The sequence below is a fragment of the Bradyrhizobium archetypum genome, from assembly GCF_013114835.1.
GTDB classification, from domain to species: Bacteria; Pseudomonadota; Alphaproteobacteria; order Rhizobiales; family Xanthobacteraceae; genus Bradyrhizobium; species Bradyrhizobium archetypum.
The window spans coordinates 190,001-207,750 of the sequence record NZ_JAAVLW010000006.1; the positions used below are offsets into that span (position 1 = coordinate 190,001).

10 protein-coding genes, 1 rRNA gene and 2 pseudogenes (1 of these 13 cut by a window edge) are annotated in these 17,750 nt (G+C 62.1%); 7 read left to right on the plus strand and 6 right to left on the minus strand.

Features of this window, described 5'->3' with window-relative positions; all coding sequences use genetic code 11:
- A 16S ribosomal RNA gene (locus HCN50_RS21120) occupies positions 1 to 1,199 on the minus strand (it extends 290 nt beyond the left edge of the window).
- 845 nt (positions 1,200 to 2,044) lie between these two features.
- On the opposite strand from HCN50_RS21120, the gene HCN50_RS21125 reads away from it, so the two are divergent.
- From HCN50_RS21125 to HCN50_RS21140, 4 genes and pseudogenes are all read left to right on the plus strand, one after another.
- Entirely contained in the window at positions 2,045 to 4,114 is a 2,070-nt protein-coding gene (locus HCN50_RS21125) for a M23 family metallopeptidase (RefSeq protein ID WP_171711607.1), read from the plus strand.
- Positions 4,115 to 4,205: 91 nt separating this feature from the next.
- Positions 4,206 to 4,526 (plus strand): annotated as a pseudogene (locus HCN50_RS21130) (NHL repeat-containing protein); the annotation flags it as partial.
- Positions 4,527 to 4,658: 132 nt separating this feature from the next.
- Positions 4,659 to 5,015 (plus strand): SPW repeat protein, encoded by a 357-nt coding sequence (locus tag HCN50_RS21135; protein WP_171711608.1) that lies wholly within the window; start codon positions 4,659 to 4,661, stop codon positions 5,013 to 5,015.
- 74 nt (positions 5,016 to 5,089) lie between these two features.
- The gene (locus HCN50_RS21140) at positions 5,090 to 5,353 is read left to right on the plus strand and encodes a hypothetical protein (protein WP_171711609.1); all 264 of its coding nucleotides are present in this window, start codon (positions 5,090 to 5,092) and stop codon (positions 5,351 to 5,353) included.
- 71 nt (positions 5,354 to 5,424) lie between these two features.
- Here the strand turns inward: HCN50_RS21140 and clpB are convergent, their stop codons facing one another.
- Entirely contained in the window at positions 5,425 to 8,064 is a 2,640-nt protein-coding gene (clpB, locus tag HCN50_RS21145) for an ATP-dependent chaperone ClpB (protein WP_171711610.1), read from the minus strand.
- A gap of 219 nt (positions 8,065 to 8,283) precedes the next feature.
- On the opposite strand from clpB, the gene HCN50_RS21150 reads away from it, so the two are divergent.
- Positions 8,284 to 9,069, plus strand: a complete 786-nt coding sequence (locus HCN50_RS21150; protein WP_171711611.1) for an MOSC domain-containing protein — start codon at positions 8,284 to 8,286, stop codon at positions 9,067 to 9,069.
- Between the two features lie 691 nt (positions 9,070 to 9,760).
- Here the strand turns inward: HCN50_RS21150 and fsrB are convergent.
- Positions 9,761 to 11,053, minus strand: coding sequence for a siderophore utilization protein FsrB (gene fsrB, locus HCN50_RS21155; RefSeq protein WP_171711612.1), 1,293 nt, complete (start codon positions 11,051 to 11,053; stop codon positions 9,761 to 9,763).
- Positions 11,054 to 11,161: 108 nt separating this feature from the next.
- A pseudogene (locus HCN50_RS21160) lies at positions 11,162 to 13,403 on the minus strand (TonB-dependent siderophore receptor).
- A 654-nt stretch (positions 13,404 to 14,057) separates the two neighbouring features.
- Here HCN50_RS21160 and HCN50_RS21165 point away from each other — a divergent pair.
- Positions 14,058 to 14,906, plus strand: a complete 849-nt coding sequence (locus HCN50_RS21165; RefSeq protein WP_171711613.1) for a phosphatase PAP2-related protein — start codon at positions 14,058 to 14,060, stop codon at positions 14,904 to 14,906.
- Between the two features lie 79 nt (positions 14,907 to 14,985).
- Here HCN50_RS21165 and HCN50_RS21170 read toward each other — a convergent pair whose 3' ends face one another.
- Complete coding sequence (locus HCN50_RS21170) at positions 14,986 to 15,849, minus strand: TIGR02594 family protein (protein WP_171711614.1); 864 nt, start codon at positions 15,847 to 15,849, stop codon at positions 14,986 to 14,988.
- 256 nt (positions 15,850 to 16,105) lie between these two features.
- On the opposite strand from HCN50_RS21170, the gene HCN50_RS21175 reads away from it, so the two are divergent.
- Positions 16,106 to 16,978: an alpha/beta fold hydrolase gene (locus HCN50_RS21175; protein WP_171711615.1), complete on the plus strand. Its 873-nt coding sequence runs from the start codon at positions 16,106 to 16,108 to the stop codon at positions 16,976 to 16,978.
- Positions 16,979 to 17,076: 98 nt separating this feature from the next.
- Here the strand turns inward: HCN50_RS21175 and metW are convergent, their stop codons facing one another.
- Positions 17,077 to 17,745: a methionine biosynthesis protein MetW gene (metW, locus tag HCN50_RS21180; protein ID WP_171711616.1), complete on the minus strand. Its 669-nt coding sequence runs from the start codon at positions 17,743 to 17,745 to the stop codon at positions 17,077 to 17,079.
- Positions 17,746 to 17,750 lie beyond the last annotated feature (5 nt).

Below are 17,750 nucleotides of genomic sequence, written 5' to 3' on the forward strand. Positions count from 1 at the left end.
TTGTCACCGCCATTGTAGCACGTGTGTAGCCCAGCCCGTAAGGGCCATGAGGACTTGACGTCATCCCCACCTTCCTCGCGGCTTATCACCGGCAGTCTCCTTAGAGTGCTCAACTAAATGGTAGCAACTAAGGACGGGGGTTGCGCTCGTTGCGGGACTTAACCCAACATCTCACGACACGAGCTGACGACAGCCATGCAGCACCTGTCTCCGGTCCAGCCGAACTGAAGGACCCCGTCTCTGGGGCCCGCGACCGGGATGTCAAGGGCTGGTAAGGTTCTGCGCGTTGCGTCGAATTAAACCACATGCTCCACCGCTTGTGCGGGCCCCCGTCAATTCCTTTGAGTTTTAATCTTGCGACCGTACTCCCCAGGCGGAATGCTTAAAGCGTTAGCTGCGCCACTAGTGAGTAAACCCACTAACGGCTGGCATTCATCGTTTACGGCGTGGACTACCAGGGTATCTAATCCTGTTTGCTCCCCACGCTTTCGTGCCTCAGCGTCAGTATCGGGCCAGTGAGCCGCCTTCGCCACTGGTGTTCTTGCGAATATCTACGAATTTCACCTCTACACTCGCAGTTCCACTCACCTCTCCCGAACTCAAGATCTTCAGTATCAAAGGCAGTTCTGGAGTTGAGCTCCAGGATTTCACCCCTGACTTAAAGACCCGCCTACGCACCCTTTACGCCCAGTGATTCCGAGCAACGCTAGCCCCCTTCGTATTACCGCGGCTGCTGGCACGAAGTTAGCCGGGGCTTATTCTTGCGGTACCGTCATTATCTTCCCGCACAAAAGAGCTTTACAACCCTAGGGCCTTCATCACTCACGCGGCATGGCTGGATCAGGCTTGCGCCCATTGTCCAATATTCCCCACTGCTGCCTCCCGTAGGAGTTTGGGCCGTGTCTCAGTCCCAATGTGGCTGATCATCCTCTCAGACCAGCTACTGATCGTCGCCTTGGTGAGCCATTACCTCACCAACTAGCTAATCAGACGCGGGCCGATCTTTCGGCGATAAATCTTTCCCCGTAAGGGCTTATCCGGTATTAGCCCAAGTTTCCCTGGGTTGTTCCGAACCAAAAGGTACGTTCCCACGCGTTACTCACCCGTCTGCCGCTGACGTATTGCTACGCCCGCTCGACTTGCATGTGTTAAGCCTGCCGCCAGCGTTCGCTCTGAGCCAGGATCAAACTCTCAAGTTGGACTTGAAACCTTGAACCGGCTGATCACAACGTTTGACGAGGTCCCACCATTTATATCGCCGACGATTCACATCGCTGACGACGATGGTGTAACCTATTAAACGTGTACCGCCGAAGTCTTTCGTCCAGGCCTCGAAAGATGAAAGCCGAAGCTTTCAAGTATTCGAGACCACGCAAGGACTCCGCCGTCCACGCTTCTCTTTCTTCATCTTCACTTGTCAAACAGCCCGGGATCGCGGGGACCCCATCCTTCCCTCTGGAAGGTTCCCGAAGATCTCATCCGACGACAAATAACAACCGATTGGTATCGGCTGTTGAGTCACTCATCGTAATGAGGAGCTTGCGGGGCGCGAAGAGATGCCTTGGCCTCGGGGCCAATGCATCGCCGCGCTCAGTGGCCGGGTTATAGGCCCGCCCGATCTCGGTTGTCAACGCCCATCGTCAACAAATTGTCGCATCACGTTGAAGATTTTTGCGACGCCAAGAAGTCCCTATATTTCGGGCCTTTGGCCGCACTTGAGCCACAATCCTGCGACGTTCTGACTATAAGGTAAGCAATGAATCACCGAATGCCAGTGGGAGCTGCCGGTGGTTTTCTACCCGGGAACAGGCGATCTCGATGAACCCGTCGCCTTTCCCACGCGGCCGAGAAGCTTTCGAGAGATCTGCACACCATTGACGTTCGAGATTCCGGCCGGTCTTCTGCTGGCCTCTGATTCCCGAATTTCCATGCGTGCGGCACGCCATCCTCCGGAACCGCTCCTTCCTTCAAAAGGACGGAAACGTGGGGTCTGGATCGGGCGAAGGTCTTGTCGGATATCGATGGAATTTGGGGGGACACAGGGTTGAGCCAGAAGGCGCCACGCGGGAGCGGCTATGGACGCGAGATCGGGATCATTGATCTCGGTCACGAGCCGCCACTCTCCGTCGATGGCTCCGAAGCTGCGGTGATCGATCGCCGCCGTGTCTCCGTACAATGGTTTAGCGGTACCATCCTGACCGGTCTGTGCGGCGCGGCCCTCATCGGCGGCGCCGTTTTTGCGTCCCTCGACGGCGAAATGACCTTTGCCAAGGTGCCAGAACGCGTCGAGGGAGCCCTGCGCGGGGCGTTCAGCGCCAACGATCGCACCGCCACCCTGCACAAGAGCGATCGCCTGCCGCCGCCCGGCGATTCCACCGCCTCGCGCAATGTGATGCGGGTCTCGACCGTGACCCGCGTCGGGAATCGCGACGTGATGCGGGTGCGGCCGTTCGTCCGCATCTCCGGCAATCTGTCGATGACGACGAGCGATCTAAGCGCCAAGATCCCGCCCTACAATGCCCAGCGCCTGCTCACCGATGTCGGCAGCACGACCCAGGCCTCGGCTGAGGATCCGAACAATCCCGAGGCGGTCGAACCCGACGCCGAGGTGTCCTTCGTAACCAAGGATCTCGCGACGGTCCTGCCAAAGGCGAAGCTCGCCGCCGTGGTCGCGCTCGATGAAGTTCTGATGCGGGTACGGGACGCGGCGAACTGGCGCGGCTCGGGTGGGGTCCGCTACACGGCGCTTGCCAATGCTGCCGCCGACGCCAGCGGTGTGCAGTCCGATCTCAAGCTCGCCTACGCCACCGAAGGCAATGTTTCCGACCCCTATGCCGGCTTCGAGACCCGCGTGGTGCCGGAAAACGTCACCCTGTTGCCCAAGACCAAGGACCAGATCACCGGCGGCAACCCATCGGGCGAACGCGTTCACGTCGTCAAGAAGGGTGACAGTATCACCTCGATCCTACGCGATCTCGGCGCGACGCCCGATGAGGCCAGGGCGGTTGCAATGACCCTTGGGCCCCGCGGCCGCGACGGCGGCCTGAAGGAAGGTCAGAAGATCCGCATCCTGATGGCCCCTTCCGGCCTCGGTCCGGGCGCCCGCCTGCAACCCTACCGCGTGGTCGTGGCCAACGAGACCACGGTCGAAGCGGTCGCTGCGCTTTCGGACGTCGGCAAATATGTCGCGGTCGACGTGCAGAGCATGAATACCGTCGCCGAGACCACTGCCAGCAAGGACGATGACGACGACGACGAGGATGACGGCAGCGGCGTCCGGCTCTACCAGAGCATCTACGAGACCGCGCTGCGCAACAAGGTGCCGGCCGCCGTCATCGAGGACATGGTCCGCATCTATTCTTACGACGTCGACTTCCAGCGCAAGGTGCAGCCGGGCGACTCCTTCGACGTATACTTCGCCGGCGAGGACGAGGGCACCAGCAACAGCGAAAAGACCGAGGTGCTGTTCGCTTCCCTCACCGTCGGCGGCGAGACCAAGAAATACTATCGTTTCCAGACCCCCGACGATTCCGTCGTCGACTTTTACGACGAGACCGGCAAGAGCGCGAAGAAGTTCCTGGTACGCAAACCCGTCAACAACGCGATCATGCGCTCAGGCTTCGGCGGCCGCCGTCATCCGATCCTGGGCTTCACCAAGATGCACACCGGCGTGGACTGGGCGACCCCCTACGGCACGCCGATTTTCGCCTCCGGCAACGGCGTGGTCGAGAAGGTCGGCTGGGAAGGCGGCTACGGCAAATATGTCCGCCTGAAGCACAACAACGGCTACGAGACCGCCTATGGCCACATGTCGGCCTTCGCCAAGGGCATGGAGCCCGGCAAGCGCGTCCGCCAGGGCCAGGTGATCGGCTTCGTCGGATCAACCGGCATGTCGACCGGCGCCCACGTCCACTACGAAATTCTGGTGAACGGCCGCTTCGTCGACCCGATGCGCGTCAAGCTGCCGCGCGGTCGCTCACTCGAGGGTGCAATGCTGGCGAACTTCGAAAAGGAGCGCGACCGGCTCGATGCCCAGATGAATAGTCGCGGCAATTCGGCGCGGGTTTCCGAAGTGACCGGCACGACACCGCAAGCGCGCCAGGTCAGCCGCTGAGCCTTCGATAAGATATTCAGGACCAGACCGCTTTCTCGTCGGTCGTGGGATTGTGGCAATGCCTGCGCGCCACCGCCCGACGGACTCCTTCCGGGTCGATGTCGACAAGGCCGAGCTTTCCGTGGTTGCCGACGGCTTCAAGATTCCGGCCGCGGTCAATTTCGATTCCAAGGGCAATTTCCGGGTGGTCGATACCGCGCTCGGCCAGTTGGTGCGCGTCGATCCGAATACCGGCGCGAAGGAGCTGGTCGCGCAGCTCAAGCCGTCGCTCGACAATCTCGCCATCGACGACAAGGACCGTATCTTCGTTTCCAACATGGCCGACAACGGCATCCAGGAAGTCGGCGCCGCCAGGCAGATCATTATCCGCAAGCTGGCGCTGCCCGGCGGCATCGGCATCGTCTCCGACGGGCCAAGGACACCATCTAGGTCGCCGACTGCGCCCGCCGGTTTCATTAATTTACATTCAGTTGCGGCCCTTATGGAACCCGAACGGCCATTGTCCGGTTTATTACGTACTGGCAGACCTTCAATGGAGGATGTCATGGAGAATTGGACGAATGCCAAATTGTGCGACGTCGCAAACCTCGTCCTCGGCGCGGTTTTGTTCGTATCGCCGTGGATGTTTGGCTTCGACGCCGGGAAGGTCTCTCAGAACGCCATGATCACCGGTCTCGTGATCGCGATCCTTGCAATCGCAGCGCTGGCGGCATTCGCGGTCTGGGAGGAATGGCTGAACCTGATCGTCGGCCTCTGGGCGCTGATTTCGCCCTGGGCCCTGGGCTTCCAGGGAACCGCGCTGACCGTGCACGTGCTGATTGGCGCTGCCGTGGCGGTGCTTGCCGCCGTCGAACTCTGGCTGATGTCCCAGAATCCGCCTCGTCTGACGATGGGTCGCTGACCAGCCTTGCATATCCTACCGCTCGCCGCTCCCAGCGGCGGGCGGCTATCAGCGTGACTTGAAGGGGATCACCCATGAACCGCATTACCCGGGAGGACGTGACCAGGGCAGTCAGCGGCGCCGATGAGGTCACGATCGCTCAGATCATTGGAACTGGTGCCACGGTAGAGGAGCTCGCGGAAGCTCAGGCGTGGATGGCCAATGACGAGCCGATGCTGAACGCAGGCAGGCCGCTCGCGACCGGTCGGGTCCGCGAGCTTGTGGACATCCTGACCGAGCTCGAGCCCGAAGACGACGATCCCGGTGAGCCGGGGCCTGTCGTCAGCTCATCGGAATGAGCTAGCTGCCAGCCCGCAACCAAAAGCCCCGAGCATCAGGTGTTCGGGGCTTTTGCGTTCGTGCGGCACTTCTAGTTCAGCTTGCGTTTCGGCACCGGCCCCTCGAACTGGGCGATGTCGGCGGTCCGCGCCGCCTTGCCGTTGAAGGTCAGCACGTTGCCTTCGCTCGAGATGACGACACGGTCGCCGTCGGCGACGTCGCCCGCCAGGATCATCTCGGCCAGCGGGTCCTGCAAGTTGCGCTGGATCACCCGCTTCAGCGGCCTGGCGCCGTAGGCCGGATCCCAGCCCTTGGCGGCCAGCCAGTCGCGTGCCGCGGCATCGAGCGTCAGCGTGATCTTGCGATCCTCCAACAGCCGCTGCAGCCGCGCGAACTGGATCTCGACGATCCGGCCCATCTCGCTCTTCTGCAGGCGGTGGAACAGGATGATCTCGTCGACGCGGTTGAGGAATTCGGGCCGGAAATGCGCCCGCACCATACCCATCACCTGCTCGCGCACCGCAAACGTGTCCTCGCCCTCCGGCTGGTTCACCAGGAATTCCGAACCGAGGTTCGACGTCATGATGATCAGCGTGTTGCGGAAGTCGACGGTGCGGCCCTGGCCGTCGGTCAGGCGGCCGTCATCGAGCACCTGCAACAGCACGTTGAAGACGTCGGGATGCGCCTTTTCGATCTCGTCGAACAGCACGACTTGATAGGGCCGCCGCCGCACCGCTTCGGTCAGCGCCCCGCCCTCGTCATAGCCGACATAGCCGGGAGGCGCGCCGATCAGCCGCGACACCGAGTGCTTTTCCATGAACTCGGACATGTCGAGGCGGACCATCGCGGTCTCGTCGTTGAACAGGTACTCGGCGAGCGCTTTCGTCAGCTCGGTCTTGCCGACGCCGGTAGGCCCTAGGAACATGAACGAGCCCGTCGGCCGATTCGGGTCCTGCAGGCCGGCGCGCGAACGGCGCACGGCGGTTGCCACCGCGCGCACGGCTTCGGCTTGGCCGACCACGCGCTTGCCGAGCTGGTCCTCCATCTTCAGGAGCTTGTCCTTTTCGCCTTCCAGCATCTTGTCGACGGGAACGCCGGTCCAGCGCGACACCACCTGCGCGACATGGTTGGCGGTCACCGCCTCCTCCATCATCTCGCCGACATCTTCCTTGGCTTCGATTTCGGCGAGCTTCTTTTCAAGCTCCGGAATTCGGCCATAGGCAAGTTCGCCTGCGCGCTGGAATTCACCGCGGCGCTGCGCGTTGGCAAGCTCGATACGCAGCGTATCGAGCTCGCTCTTCAGCTTCTGCGCGTTCGACAGCTTGTTCTTCTCCGCGCTCCAGCGCGAAGTCAGGTCTGCCGATTGCTTCTCGAGTTCGGCAAGTTCCTTTTCCAGCGTCTGCAGGCGGGTTTTCGAACCGGCATCGGTTTCCTTTTTCAGCGCTTCCTGCTCGATCTTCAGCCGGATGATTTCGCGGTCCATCGAATCGAGTTCTTCCGGCTTGGAATCGACCTGCATCTTCAGCCGCGCCGCAGCCTCGTCGACGAGGTCGATCGCCTTGTCGGGCAGGAAACGGTCGGTGATGTAGCGGTTCGACAGCGTAGTCGCGGCAACCAGCGCGGAATCCGTGATGCGAACGCCGTGGTGCTGCTCGTATTTGTCCTTGAGCCCGCGCAGGATCGAGATGGTGTCCTCGACCGTCGGCTCGGAGACGAAGATCGGCTGGAACCGCCGCGCCAGCGCGGCGTCCTTTTCGACATGCTTGCGGTATTCGTCGAGCGTGGTCGCGCCGATGCAGTGCAACTCGCCGCGCGCCAGCGCGGGCTTGAGCAGGTTGGACGCGTCCATCGCACCATCGGCCTTGCCCGCCCCGACGAGGGTATGCATCTCATCAATGAACAGGATGATCGAGCCTTCGGCCGAGGTAACCTCCTGCAGAACGGCCTTCAGCCGCTCCTCGAATTCGCCGCGGTACTTGGCGCCCGCAATCAGCGCTCCCATGTCGAGCACCAGCAATTTCTTGTCTTTCAGGCTCTCCGGCACATCGCCGTTGAGGATGCGCAGCGCCAGGCCCTCGACGATGGCGGTCTTTCCGACGCCGGGCTCGCCGATCAGCACCGGATTGTTCTTGGTGCGGCGGGACAGCACCTGAATGGTGCGGCGGATTTCCTCGTCGCGCCCGATCACGGGATCGAGCTTGCCGTCGCGCGCGGCCTGCGTGAGGTCGCGGGCATATTTCTTCAGCGCGTCATAGGCGTTTTCGGCCGATGCGCTGTCGGCTGTACGGCCCTTGCGCAGCGTCTCGATCGCCGCATTGAGATTTTGCGGCGTGACGCCGCCCTTGCTGAGGATGGCGCCGGCCTCGCCGTTCTTCTCGAGCGTCAGGCCCAAAAGCAACCGCTCGACCGTGACAAAGCTGTCGCCGGCCTTTTCGGCGGCCTTTTCCGCCGCATCGAATGCGCGCGCCATATCGGGGGCAAGATAGATCTGTCCCGCGCCGCTTCCCGAAACCTTCGGCAGCTTCTTGAGCGCATCCTCGGTCGCCTTGAGGATGGCGCGGGAGTTACCGCCAGCCCGGTCGATCAGGCCGCCGGCCAGCCCCTCGCTGTCGTCCAGCAGGACCTTGAGCACGTGCAACGACGAGAACTGCTGGTGTCCATCGCGCATGGCGAGCGACTGCGCAGACTGGATGAAGCCGCGCGCCCGCTCGGTGTATTTTTCAATATTCATCTTTTGCTTCCCTCGGCATGCCGCTCCCACCCCTGAGGCATGATTGCGGCATCTTCATTGGGGGTACGCGGACCGCGTTGACATTCCTCAACCGGCCGCGGGTCGTCGCCCTGTTTTCAGGCTTGACGCAAATGTGGGCACTGCCGGCCAAAACGGAAGAGGCCGGAGCGCAAATTCGGGACCAGTGGCGCACGATGAGGGAATACCTTAATAAGCCGCATGCCTGATACAGCCCCTGCCAAGATCGCCAAAATCTACCGCTACCCCGTCAAGGGCCTGACTCCGGAGCAATTGACCCAGGCCGAGCTCAAGCCGGGGCAGACCCTGCTGGCCGACCGCCGCTACGCCATCGAGAACGGCCCGTCCGGGTTCGACCCGGCCGAGCCGAAATGGCTGGCGAAACCGCATTTCCTGATGTTGATGCGGGACGAATGGCTGGCCGGCCTGCGCACCCATTTTGATGACACCAGCGAGGTCCTGACGATTCGCCGGAATGGCGAGATCGCGGCGGAGGGTAACCTCGCCACGGCCGAGGGTCGGCGGATAATCGAGAACTTCTTCGCCACCGCGTTTGCCGGCCGGATCAAGGGGCCGCCGAAGGTCCTCGAAAGTCCCGGCCACAGTTTTTCGGATGTCGCCCGCAAGGTCGTCTCCATCATCAATCTCACCAGCGTCCGCGCCATCGAGGATCTCGTCGGCGCGCCGGTCCATCCGCTGCGCTTCCGCGCCAACCTCTATGTCGAGGGCTGGCCGGCCTGGCACGAGTTCGACCTGCTCGACCGGACGCTGGCGATCGGCGGGGTCAGGTTGAAGGTGGTGAAGCGCATCGTCCGCTGCGCCGCCGTCAATGTCGACCCAGATACCGCCGAGCGCGACCTCGCCATCCCGCAGGCGCTGCAGCGCCGGCTCGGCCACGGCGATTGCGGCATTTATGCCGAGGTAATCACCGGCGGCAGCATCAGCGCCGGCGATGCGATCGCGGCGGAGCAGGCGGAGTTGTTGTGATTCCGTTCGCGTGGGATGTGCCGTCGTTGCGAGTACTGAAATAGCACAACAACCGTCATCCCCGCGCAGGCGGGGATCCAGTACGCCGCGGCCTATCGGTTCAATCACTGCTGCTTCTGGAATACTGGATCCCCCGCCTTCGCGGGGATGACGACTGAATATGCGGCGGCGCTCTCGCGACATGAACTGCCCGAGCTTTGCGTCTTCTTTGCCCGCCCTCTCATTCAGAGGGCGCAGGGAAGACCGGGTGCGCGCCGCACCCGCGGTCTCGTGTGCAATTGCGCATAAAAAGAACGCACACGAGCATACAGGTACAGCGGGAGCATCCCGGCCTTCCCTGCGCAATGGCTTTACGGCTTACTTCGTGCTCTCCCCGGAGAACGGCTCTTTTGCCTCCGTCGCCCCTGAGCAGCTTTCGCTTCTCAAAGGACTTAACGCCAGCACCGCGGCGTCCGAACCACACGACTTCGCCGTACGCTTACCGCGCGCAACGTCTCTCGCGCCATCCGCGTCCATCGCATCTCACCGCGCGTTCGTGACGTTCGCGAGCGCCCCTCATCTGCGGTGAGACCGGCGGAGTTATGCGACTGATTTGGGTGAGAACGAAAGCGGATTATTTTTGAATTGTGGGCTTGACACGATTTCTGAAAATCAGAAGTGATTTGCCAGTCCCCCGACAGGCTCGATGGAGCTACTCCGCCGGCGCAAGCTGTCCCCTGCGTGAGCCTGTTGCAACGGCCTCGCGGACCCGGACCCTCGCACGGCGCTTGCGCAACCAGATCACGACGCCGGTCACCGACAGCGCCGCAACCACCAGCCCCATCACCGAGATCAGGATGCGGCCCGGCAGCCCGACGATCCGTCCGGAGTGCAGCGGGAATTGCGCCTGCACGAAGATATCGGCGGCGGTGCCGACCCATGGCAGCCGCTCGCCGATCGGGCGTCCGTCCTCGCTGTCGTAATAAAGCTGCGCCGGGCCGACGCCGCCGGCGCCATGATCGTCGCCGGGGTGGAAGAAAGCCGCAGCATACACGCCATGGGCCGGGCCGTAGCTAATCGCGCCGACCGGCGTGGTCCATCCCCGGCTCTTGCCGTCGGCCGCCGCACGCGCGGCGATATCGGCAAACGTGACCTTGGGTTCGATCGGATCGTCGAGATGCCGATACGGACGCTGCTCGTAAGGTGTCGGAGTATAGTTCGATACCGTCTTCATCAGCGGCGAGAACACCTCGAAATAGAGGTTGAGCGAGAACGCCGTGAAGGCGATGACGAACAGCAACGCCCAGGTCCACAGGCTGAAAGCGCGATGGATATCGAAATTGATTCGATAGGCGCTGCCGGAGGTCTTGATCTTCCATGCCGGCGCCCAGCGCGCCCAGAAGCCTCGGCTGAGTTCGCGCGCAACGGCAGGCGCTCGCTCCGCCCTGGCGCGGCGACGGGACGGCAGCGTCAGATAAAAGCCGACGAAGCAATCGATGGTCCAGATGATCGCGATGACGCCAAGCAGGCGCATCCCCCAGCGATCGCTGCCCCAGAATTCCGGGATGTGCATGGTGTAGTGCAGCTTGTAGAGAAACGAGACGAAGTTGGCGCGGGTAACCGGCCACACCGCGCCCCAGTAGCGCCGCCCGAGTTCGGCGCCGGTATTGGGATCGAGGAAGATCTGATTGTAATCGATGTTGAATCGCTTGCCGGTCGCGGGATCGATCCGCGGCAGCACGAAGAACCACAGCGATTCGCCCTTTTCCGGGGTCATGAACATGTAGACGACGCGCGCGCGCGGATCGCGCTGCTCGATCAGCTTGGCAAGCTCGACGGAGGGAATCGCGGGACCGCTGCTGGTCACGTCGAACAGGTGCTTGTTCAGGAGGTCGTCGATCTCGTGATCCCACGAGATGATCGCGCCGGTAATGCCGGAAAAAAACAGAAAGCCGGCGGTGAGAAGCCCGGCCCAGCGATGCAGTCGCCCGAAGATCGATCTCATGGCTTTCGCCCGTGCTGTTGCGTTATTGGCAGACATCATCGCCGCCGGTCGATTAGACCGGCGTTGGTGATGTATCGGTCGCAGCATATCGCTGCCTATCACTGCCTATCACCATCGATAGGTCAGTTTCGCGATCGCCTTGCGGCCTTCGGCGTAGAAGCAGCTCGTGTAACCGTAGCAGGCCGCGACATAGCGGGTGTCCGCGATGTTGGTGACGTTGAGCGCCAGGCGATAATTATCTTTGGTGTAGGCGAGCAGCGCGTCGACCGCAGTCGACGCGGGAACCTTGAAGGTGTTGGCATCGTCGCCGAAGGTCGAGCCGACATAACGAATGCCGCCACCGACCTGGACGCCGGCGAGCTGGCCAGCCTGCAGCGTGTAGTCGGTCCACAGCGAGAAACGGTTGAGCGGCACGGTGGTCGGAGCCTTGCCGACGTTTACCGGATCTTTTGTGACCTCGGCGTCGATGTAAGAGTAGGCGCCGCGGACGTTGAAACCTTCGACCAGCGTAGCAGTGCCTTCGAGTTCAATGCCGCGCGACCGAACCTGTCCGGTCTGCTCGGCGAAGTACGATGGAGGGGCAAAGGTGACGACGTTGGACCGTGTCAGATCGAACGCCGCCAGAGTGATCAGCGCATTGATTCCGACAGGCTGATACTTCACGCCGACTTCATACTGGACGCCGGTTTCCGGCTTCAGCAGTTCGCCGGAGACGTTGGTGTTGAGCACCGGCAGGAATGATTCGGCGTAACTGAAATATGGCGCGATGCCGTTATCGAAATTGTACATCACGGCCCCGCGACGGGTGAATGCCGAGGCATCCGTTCTCGCGGAAGATCCGGCGAGAAAATTGTCGAGATCAGTCGAGGCGAAGTCCTGGCGGGCGCCGAGCAGGAACGAGAGCCGGCCGAGTTTGATCTGGTCCTGCGCGTAGAAGCCGATCTGCGACTGCTTGATGCCCTTGTCGTCGTAGGGGCCGTCATTGGTCCACGCGTTAGTGTAGACAGGCGCAAATACGTTGATCTTGCCGGTGCTGTACCCTGAAGCGGCGTCCCGGAACGACGTATTGCGGTAGTCGATTCCGAACAACGTGGTGTGGCTCAAAATGCCGGTGACAAACTTGCCCTGCAGCTGGTTGTCGACAGCGAAGGAGTTGATGGTCGATGCACCGCCTGCGCCATAGCGCGACATGAGGCCTGCGGCTTCGTCGGCCGCCGAGGCATAGCCGGTGCCATAGAAGCTCTGCTGTTCGTTGTGCATCCACGCATAGCGCAGGTTCTGCCGGAACGTCAGCGCCTCGTTAATGTCGTGCGACAGCAGGTACCCGGCCGTGGCCAGTTCGGTATCAAATCGGTTGAAATTGGGCTCGCCGCCAAAGAACGTATTCCGGATGAAGCGACCATTATTGGCAAACGCCGTGCCCGAGGCCGGCAGGAATTGCAGGCCCCAGCCCGCGGTATCCTTTTGATAATTGGCCAGCAGCGTGATGGTGGTGTCCTCGTTCGGCTTGATCGTCACAGAGGGCGCGATGAAGACGCGGTTGTCCTTGGTGAAATCGACCTGGGTTTCGCCGTCGCGGACGACACCGGTGAGGCGCCACAACACCGTGCCTTCCTTGTTGGCGGGGCCGCCGACGTCAAACTGGCCCTGGTAGCGATTGAAGCTGCCGCCCCGAAACCGAGATCTCGCCGAACTGGTGGGCCGTGGGCAGCTTGCTGACATAGTTGAGAATGCCGCCGGTGCCGCTGCCGCCATACATCACTGAGGATGGACCCCTGAGCACTTCCAGACGCTCGGCGCCGTAGGGCTCGAGGCCGAGGAAGTGCACATAGTTGCTGCTGGGCACCCGCAGGCCGTCGAGATAGAGTCCCGGCATGGTCATGTCGAAACCGCGGATCTGCAACCCGCCGAAGCGCGTGTCGGAGCCGCCGTTGACGTCGCCGCTGACGCCCGCGGTATAGCGCAGCGCCGCGCCGACCGATTCCGCTCCCTGGTTCTTGACCTGATCGGTGGTGACGACGGAGATCGATTGCGGGGTCTCGATGATCGGCGTGTCGGTCTTGGTCGCCGTGCCGGTGCGGGTAGCGACGAAGCCGCGTACGGGACCATTGGCGCGTTCGCCGGCGCCTGGACCCGATGTGGACGCAGGCGGCGCCGCCTGCGGGTTGGCGGCGGCGCGAGTGACGCGCGTAGCGCGCGTGGTCGCGGCGCGACGGGATGGTTGGGCCGCGGCCGGACGCGTGCGCTCCTGCGGCGCGTCCACAGTGACCGGCGGCAGTGAGGACTGCGCCAGCGCGGCGCCTGTCGGCAGGGAGAGGGTGAAACTGCTGACTGCTCCGAGGCAGATCATTCGCAAGAGTTGGAATCGAGTGGCGGAAAACGAATGAAATGCTGTCAGTGTCACCCTTAGATACCCCGAAATCTGCCGGCTTGGCCGGTAGGATTTTTGATGCCTCGCTCTAACGCAGACATCTTCGGAGTTCGATGGGGGCTTGCTAGAATTGCTCCAGATTGGGAGACAGATGGGAATATCACTGAAATCGTTCGGCGCGATCAAGCCGAAGCACGATTAAGCACCCGACCTTTGCCGATCGCTGCACACCGGAGCGTCGCGCCGGCGCGCGATCGCCTTGGACTGGAGTTCAGATTCCAAGTGCGAGAAGGCCGGTACAAACCACAATCAGGCTTACGACGATAACAGCAAGAAAACTGGATGAAGCAAAATCTTCGCGCATGACGACACCTATCGCCTCAGGCAAATCTCTGGTGAGCCTGAACCTCGCCCCAGGGAGTCTCACATAGCCTCCGGTTGTTGGGGAATAGACATCAAACCACTAGTTTGTTTCAGGATGTCTTCGTCGGAGTGAGAAAACGACTTCGTCGGGCGGTCCTGCTGTTACGTTCCAGACTCCCCGCGAAGCCTCTTCACGAAACTGAGAGGCCGCGCGGACATAGGGATCCGCCGCGCCGACCTAATTTCACGCAACGAGGGCCGGATTCCAGGATGTGGCGTAGTTCATACGCCACCGCCGCGCCCCTGCATTATACGCTTGCGAGCGGAGGGGCGGTCGCAATGGAAGACACCATAAGGCTCTACCGAACACTGTTGGGCAATCGCGCGTATCTGCGCTCGCTCTCCGAAGGCGCATTTTTTCTCGCCGCCAGCTCGATTGCCATCTACGCTGCCGTCACCTACGCCACAGTCCACGCCAGCAACTACGTCACTGACTTTGTGCTGAGCCGCGTTGGGCCTTTCAATGTGCGTTTTCTGTTCATTTACGGGACGTTCACGGCGTTCGTGATCACCGCAGGACTGCTGGCCTCGCGGCCGAACCGGCTGCCATTCGCACTGAAGGCCGCAGCGCTGTTCCTGCTGGTCCGCGCCGTATTCGTGGCCCTCACCCACGTGGCGCAATGCCCGATCGATCCGCAGCAGCCGGCACCGTTCTTCAACTCGATTTTCTACGGCAGCGACCTGTTCTTTTCCGGTCACACCGGCCTGCCGCTTCTCGCAGCGCTTGCCTTCTGGCACATTCCGCAATGGCGAATATTCTACCTCGCGCTGACCGGCTTCTTCGGCGCAATCGTGCTGCTCGGCCACTATCACTATTCGATCGATGTGCTTGCGGCGTTATTCATCACCCACGGCATATTTCAGATTTCCTGCTGGCTGTTTGGTCGCGACTACGCGCTGTTTCGTTCCTCCGAGAGCGAGGCTGCGCCGCGAGCAAAGCGGACAAGGCGAAAGATATTGGCCCCAGCCGACAGCGGACATGGGCCCGCACCTAAGCCGTTCGCGCTGCATCTCGTAGGCGATGAAGCATTGCCGACCGGTCAATCCAGGACTGACTGAATTATCCGAATGGCTCCGTGCTAGTGGAGCCCTCATCGGGCGCGCATCTGCGCGACCCGATGACTAGCAACGACGTCGCTCAGCTCGTCGGCATGACGTAGGCGTAGATGCGGCCGCGCGAGACCGGGGCTTCGCGGACGCGGTTGCCGTTGTTGCCGGAGATCATGATCGGATTGCCCTTGGCATCGATGCCGGTGATGATGCCGACATGGCCGCCGCGGCGGCCGCGCGACATCACCGCGATGGCGCCGACCTGCGGGCCGGAAACACGCTGGCCGTATTTCGCAAACGAGCTCGCCATGTCCGAGCCGGTGCCGCGATAGCCAGAATGCTGCAGCACCATGTTCATGAACCGCGCGCACCACAGGCTGCCCCGCCCCGTCGGATTGCCGCCAAGATACTTGCGCGCTTCTGCGACAACATTCGACGAGGTGTATCCGGAGGCCATTGCGCCGCCGGTCGGCGTCACCGTCTCATTCGACGCGACGGCTGCTGTGGGCGCAACGCTTGCGTTGGCATCGGCAAGCCCGCGCGAATGCATTTGCGCGACCGCACGCTCCCAGCGCGATTGATGCGCGGCGTGCCGTGCCCGCGCACGGCGGCCGGCGCGATCGGCACCCGCTGCGGTGACGCTCGGCGAGCCGAAGCTGCCGGGCGTCACCATCTCGGCGCTGCCCTGCGCGTAGCTCGGATTGATCTCGGCGAAGCCGCCGCCCTGCATCTGCGCAGTCCCGCGCTCCCCGCGCGACATCCACCCTGCATGGCGGTGGTGGCGATACGCATAATGCTTGGCGTGATGACCGGCGTGATAGGCGCGAGCGTGCCGCCCTGCGCCGTGATGTGGTCTTGCTGAAGCCGGAGAGACAAACACGAAGATGGAAGCCGAACACAGTGCCAGCGCCATGAAACGAAGCGACCGGCGAAACGCAAACAACTGACTCATACTGATCCTCTTTAGCACCCCACTTCCATTTGCGTTCGCCTACAAACGAACGCGGGCGGCGTTTTGCGATTCGGGATGTGACGAGAGGAAGATTTCATGTGGCAGCGCGGTAACAATTTCGGGGTGATTCCGCGCGGATTCCGTGGCGAAAATGAATCTGTTCTGCCGTATTGCAGCCGCGAGAATTAATTGCAAATTTCTCATCTGATCGCGCAATGAAGTTACGAAATAGCAAGAAAATTGAGAGGAATCCGAAATGCCCTACGCCGTCACCAAAGACAACGTCCGCCTCTATTTCGAAGAGGCCGGAAGCGGGACGCCGATCATCTTCCTGCACGAGTTCGCGGCCGACCACACCAATTGGGAGCCGCAGATGCGTTACTTCTCGCGCGGCCACCGCTGCATGGCCTATTCGGCGCGCGGCTATACGCCGTCCGACGTGCCTGATACCGCCGAGGTCTATACCTACGAGCATTTCTACACCGACGCGCTCGCCGTGCTCGACCACCTCGGCATTGCTAAGGCGCATTTCGTCGGCCTGTCGATGGGCTCGTATTCCTCGCTGCAGGTCGCGCTCAATGCGCCGGCGCGGGCGCTGTCGATGACGCTCGCCGCCGTCGGCGCCGGTTCGGACCTCGAACATCTCGACGCCTTCCGCGCCCAGTGCGTCGCCAATGCCGAGCAATATGAGTCGATCGGCTCGGTCGAGGTCGCCAAGGTGACGCGCGAGACGCCGAGCCGGATTCCGTTTCTCTTGAAGGACCCGCGCGGCCACGCCGATTTCTACGCCGCGCTGGCGCGGCATGACGCCAAAGGTTCGGCCAATACGATGCGCAGCTTTCAGGGCAAGCGCCCGTCGATCTACACCATGACGGATGCAATCCGCCGCGTCCCGACGCCGGCGCTGATCCTGTGCGGGGACGAGGACGACAATTGCATCGGGCCGAGCCTGTTTCTGAAGAAGCACCTGCCGGCGGCCGGGCTGTCGTTGTTTCCGAAATCAGGCCATGTGCTCAATCTGGAAGAGCCGGCGCTGTTCAACGAGATGGTGGAGCGTTTCATCGCGCTGGTAGAGGCCGGCCGATGGCCGGCGCGCGATCCGCGGTCGATGGTGGCGGCGGTGGTTTGACGGTGTCATTCCGGGGCGATGCGCAGCATCGAACTACGATGCGCAATTGCGCATCCGAGGTCTGGTCCTTCGGACCATCCCGGAATGACGCCTGCGGGTCACTTCCCCTTTCCGCCCCTGTTCAGCAGAAACACGCCCTGCTCGCCGAACATGTTCCAGACCCACCAGGGCAGGTTCAGCGGCACCGGGCGGCCGTAGAGATCCAGCGCCACGGCGCGCTCCATCTTGACGTTGATCTCGTCGCAGAGCTGCACGAAATCCTTGATGGTGCAGAAATGGATGTTCGGCGTGTCGTACCAGGTCGCCGGGAGATGTTCGGTGCGCGGCATGTGGCCGCCGACCAATAGTTGCAGCCGCATCTTCCAGAAGCCAAAATTCGGGAACGAGACGATGGCGCGCCGGCCGATGCGCAGCAGGTTTTCCAGAACGGCCTTCGGCTGCCGTGTTGCTTGCAGCGTCTGCGACAGGATCACGTAATCAAAGGCGTCGTCGGGATAGTTGACGAGGTCGGTGTCGGCGTCGCCCTGCACCACGGCGAGGCCCCTGGCGACGCAGCGGTTGACACCCTCGCGCGACAGCTCGATGCCGCGGCCATCGATGCCGCGGCTCTCCAGGAGTTGCAGCAATTCGCCGTCGCCGCAGCCGACGTCGAGCACTTTCGAGCCGTGCGGAATCATTTCGGCGACGAGCAGATGATCGGTGCGATACTTGCCGGTGCGGTCGGGCGCAATGCCGCCGAGCGGCAATGTCTGTTCCTGTAACGCCATGTCAG

Excerpts from the sequence above, each read along its gene's own strand:
- HCN50_RS21135 (WP_171711608.1), top strand. The coding sequence starts at position 4,659 with ATGGAGAATTGGACGAATGCCAAATTGTGCGACGTCGCAAACCTCGTC.
- HCN50_RS21140 (WP_171711609.1), top strand. The coding sequence starts at position 5,090 with ATGAACCGCATTACCCGGGAGGACGTGACCAGGGCAGTCAGCGGCGCC.
- clpB (WP_171711610.1), bottom strand. The coding sequence starts at position 8,064 with ATGAATATTGAAAAATACACCGAGCGGGCGCGCGGCTTCATCCAGTCT.
- HCN50_RS21150 (WP_171711611.1), top strand. The coding sequence starts at position 8,284 with ATGCCTGATACAGCCCCTGCCAAGATCGCCAAAATCTACCGCTACCCC.
- fsrB (WP_171711612.1), bottom strand. The coding sequence starts at position 11,053 with ATGAGATCGATCTTCGGGCGACTGCATCGCTGGGCCGGGCTTCTCACC.
- HCN50_RS21165 (WP_171711613.1), top strand. The coding sequence starts at position 14,058 with ATGTGGCGTAGTTCATACGCCACCGCCGCGCCCCTGCATTATACGCTT.
- HCN50_RS21170 (WP_171711614.1), bottom strand. The coding sequence starts at position 15,849 with ATGAGTCAGTTGTTTGCGTTTCGCCGGTCGCTTCGTTTCATGGCGCTG.
- HCN50_RS21175 (WP_171711615.1), top strand. The coding sequence starts at position 16,106 with ATGCCCTACGCCGTCACCAAAGACAACGTCCGCCTCTATTTCGAAGAG.
- metW (WP_171711616.1), bottom strand. The coding sequence starts at position 17,745 with ATGGCGTTACAGGAACAGACATTGCCGCTCGGCGGCATTGCGCCCGAC.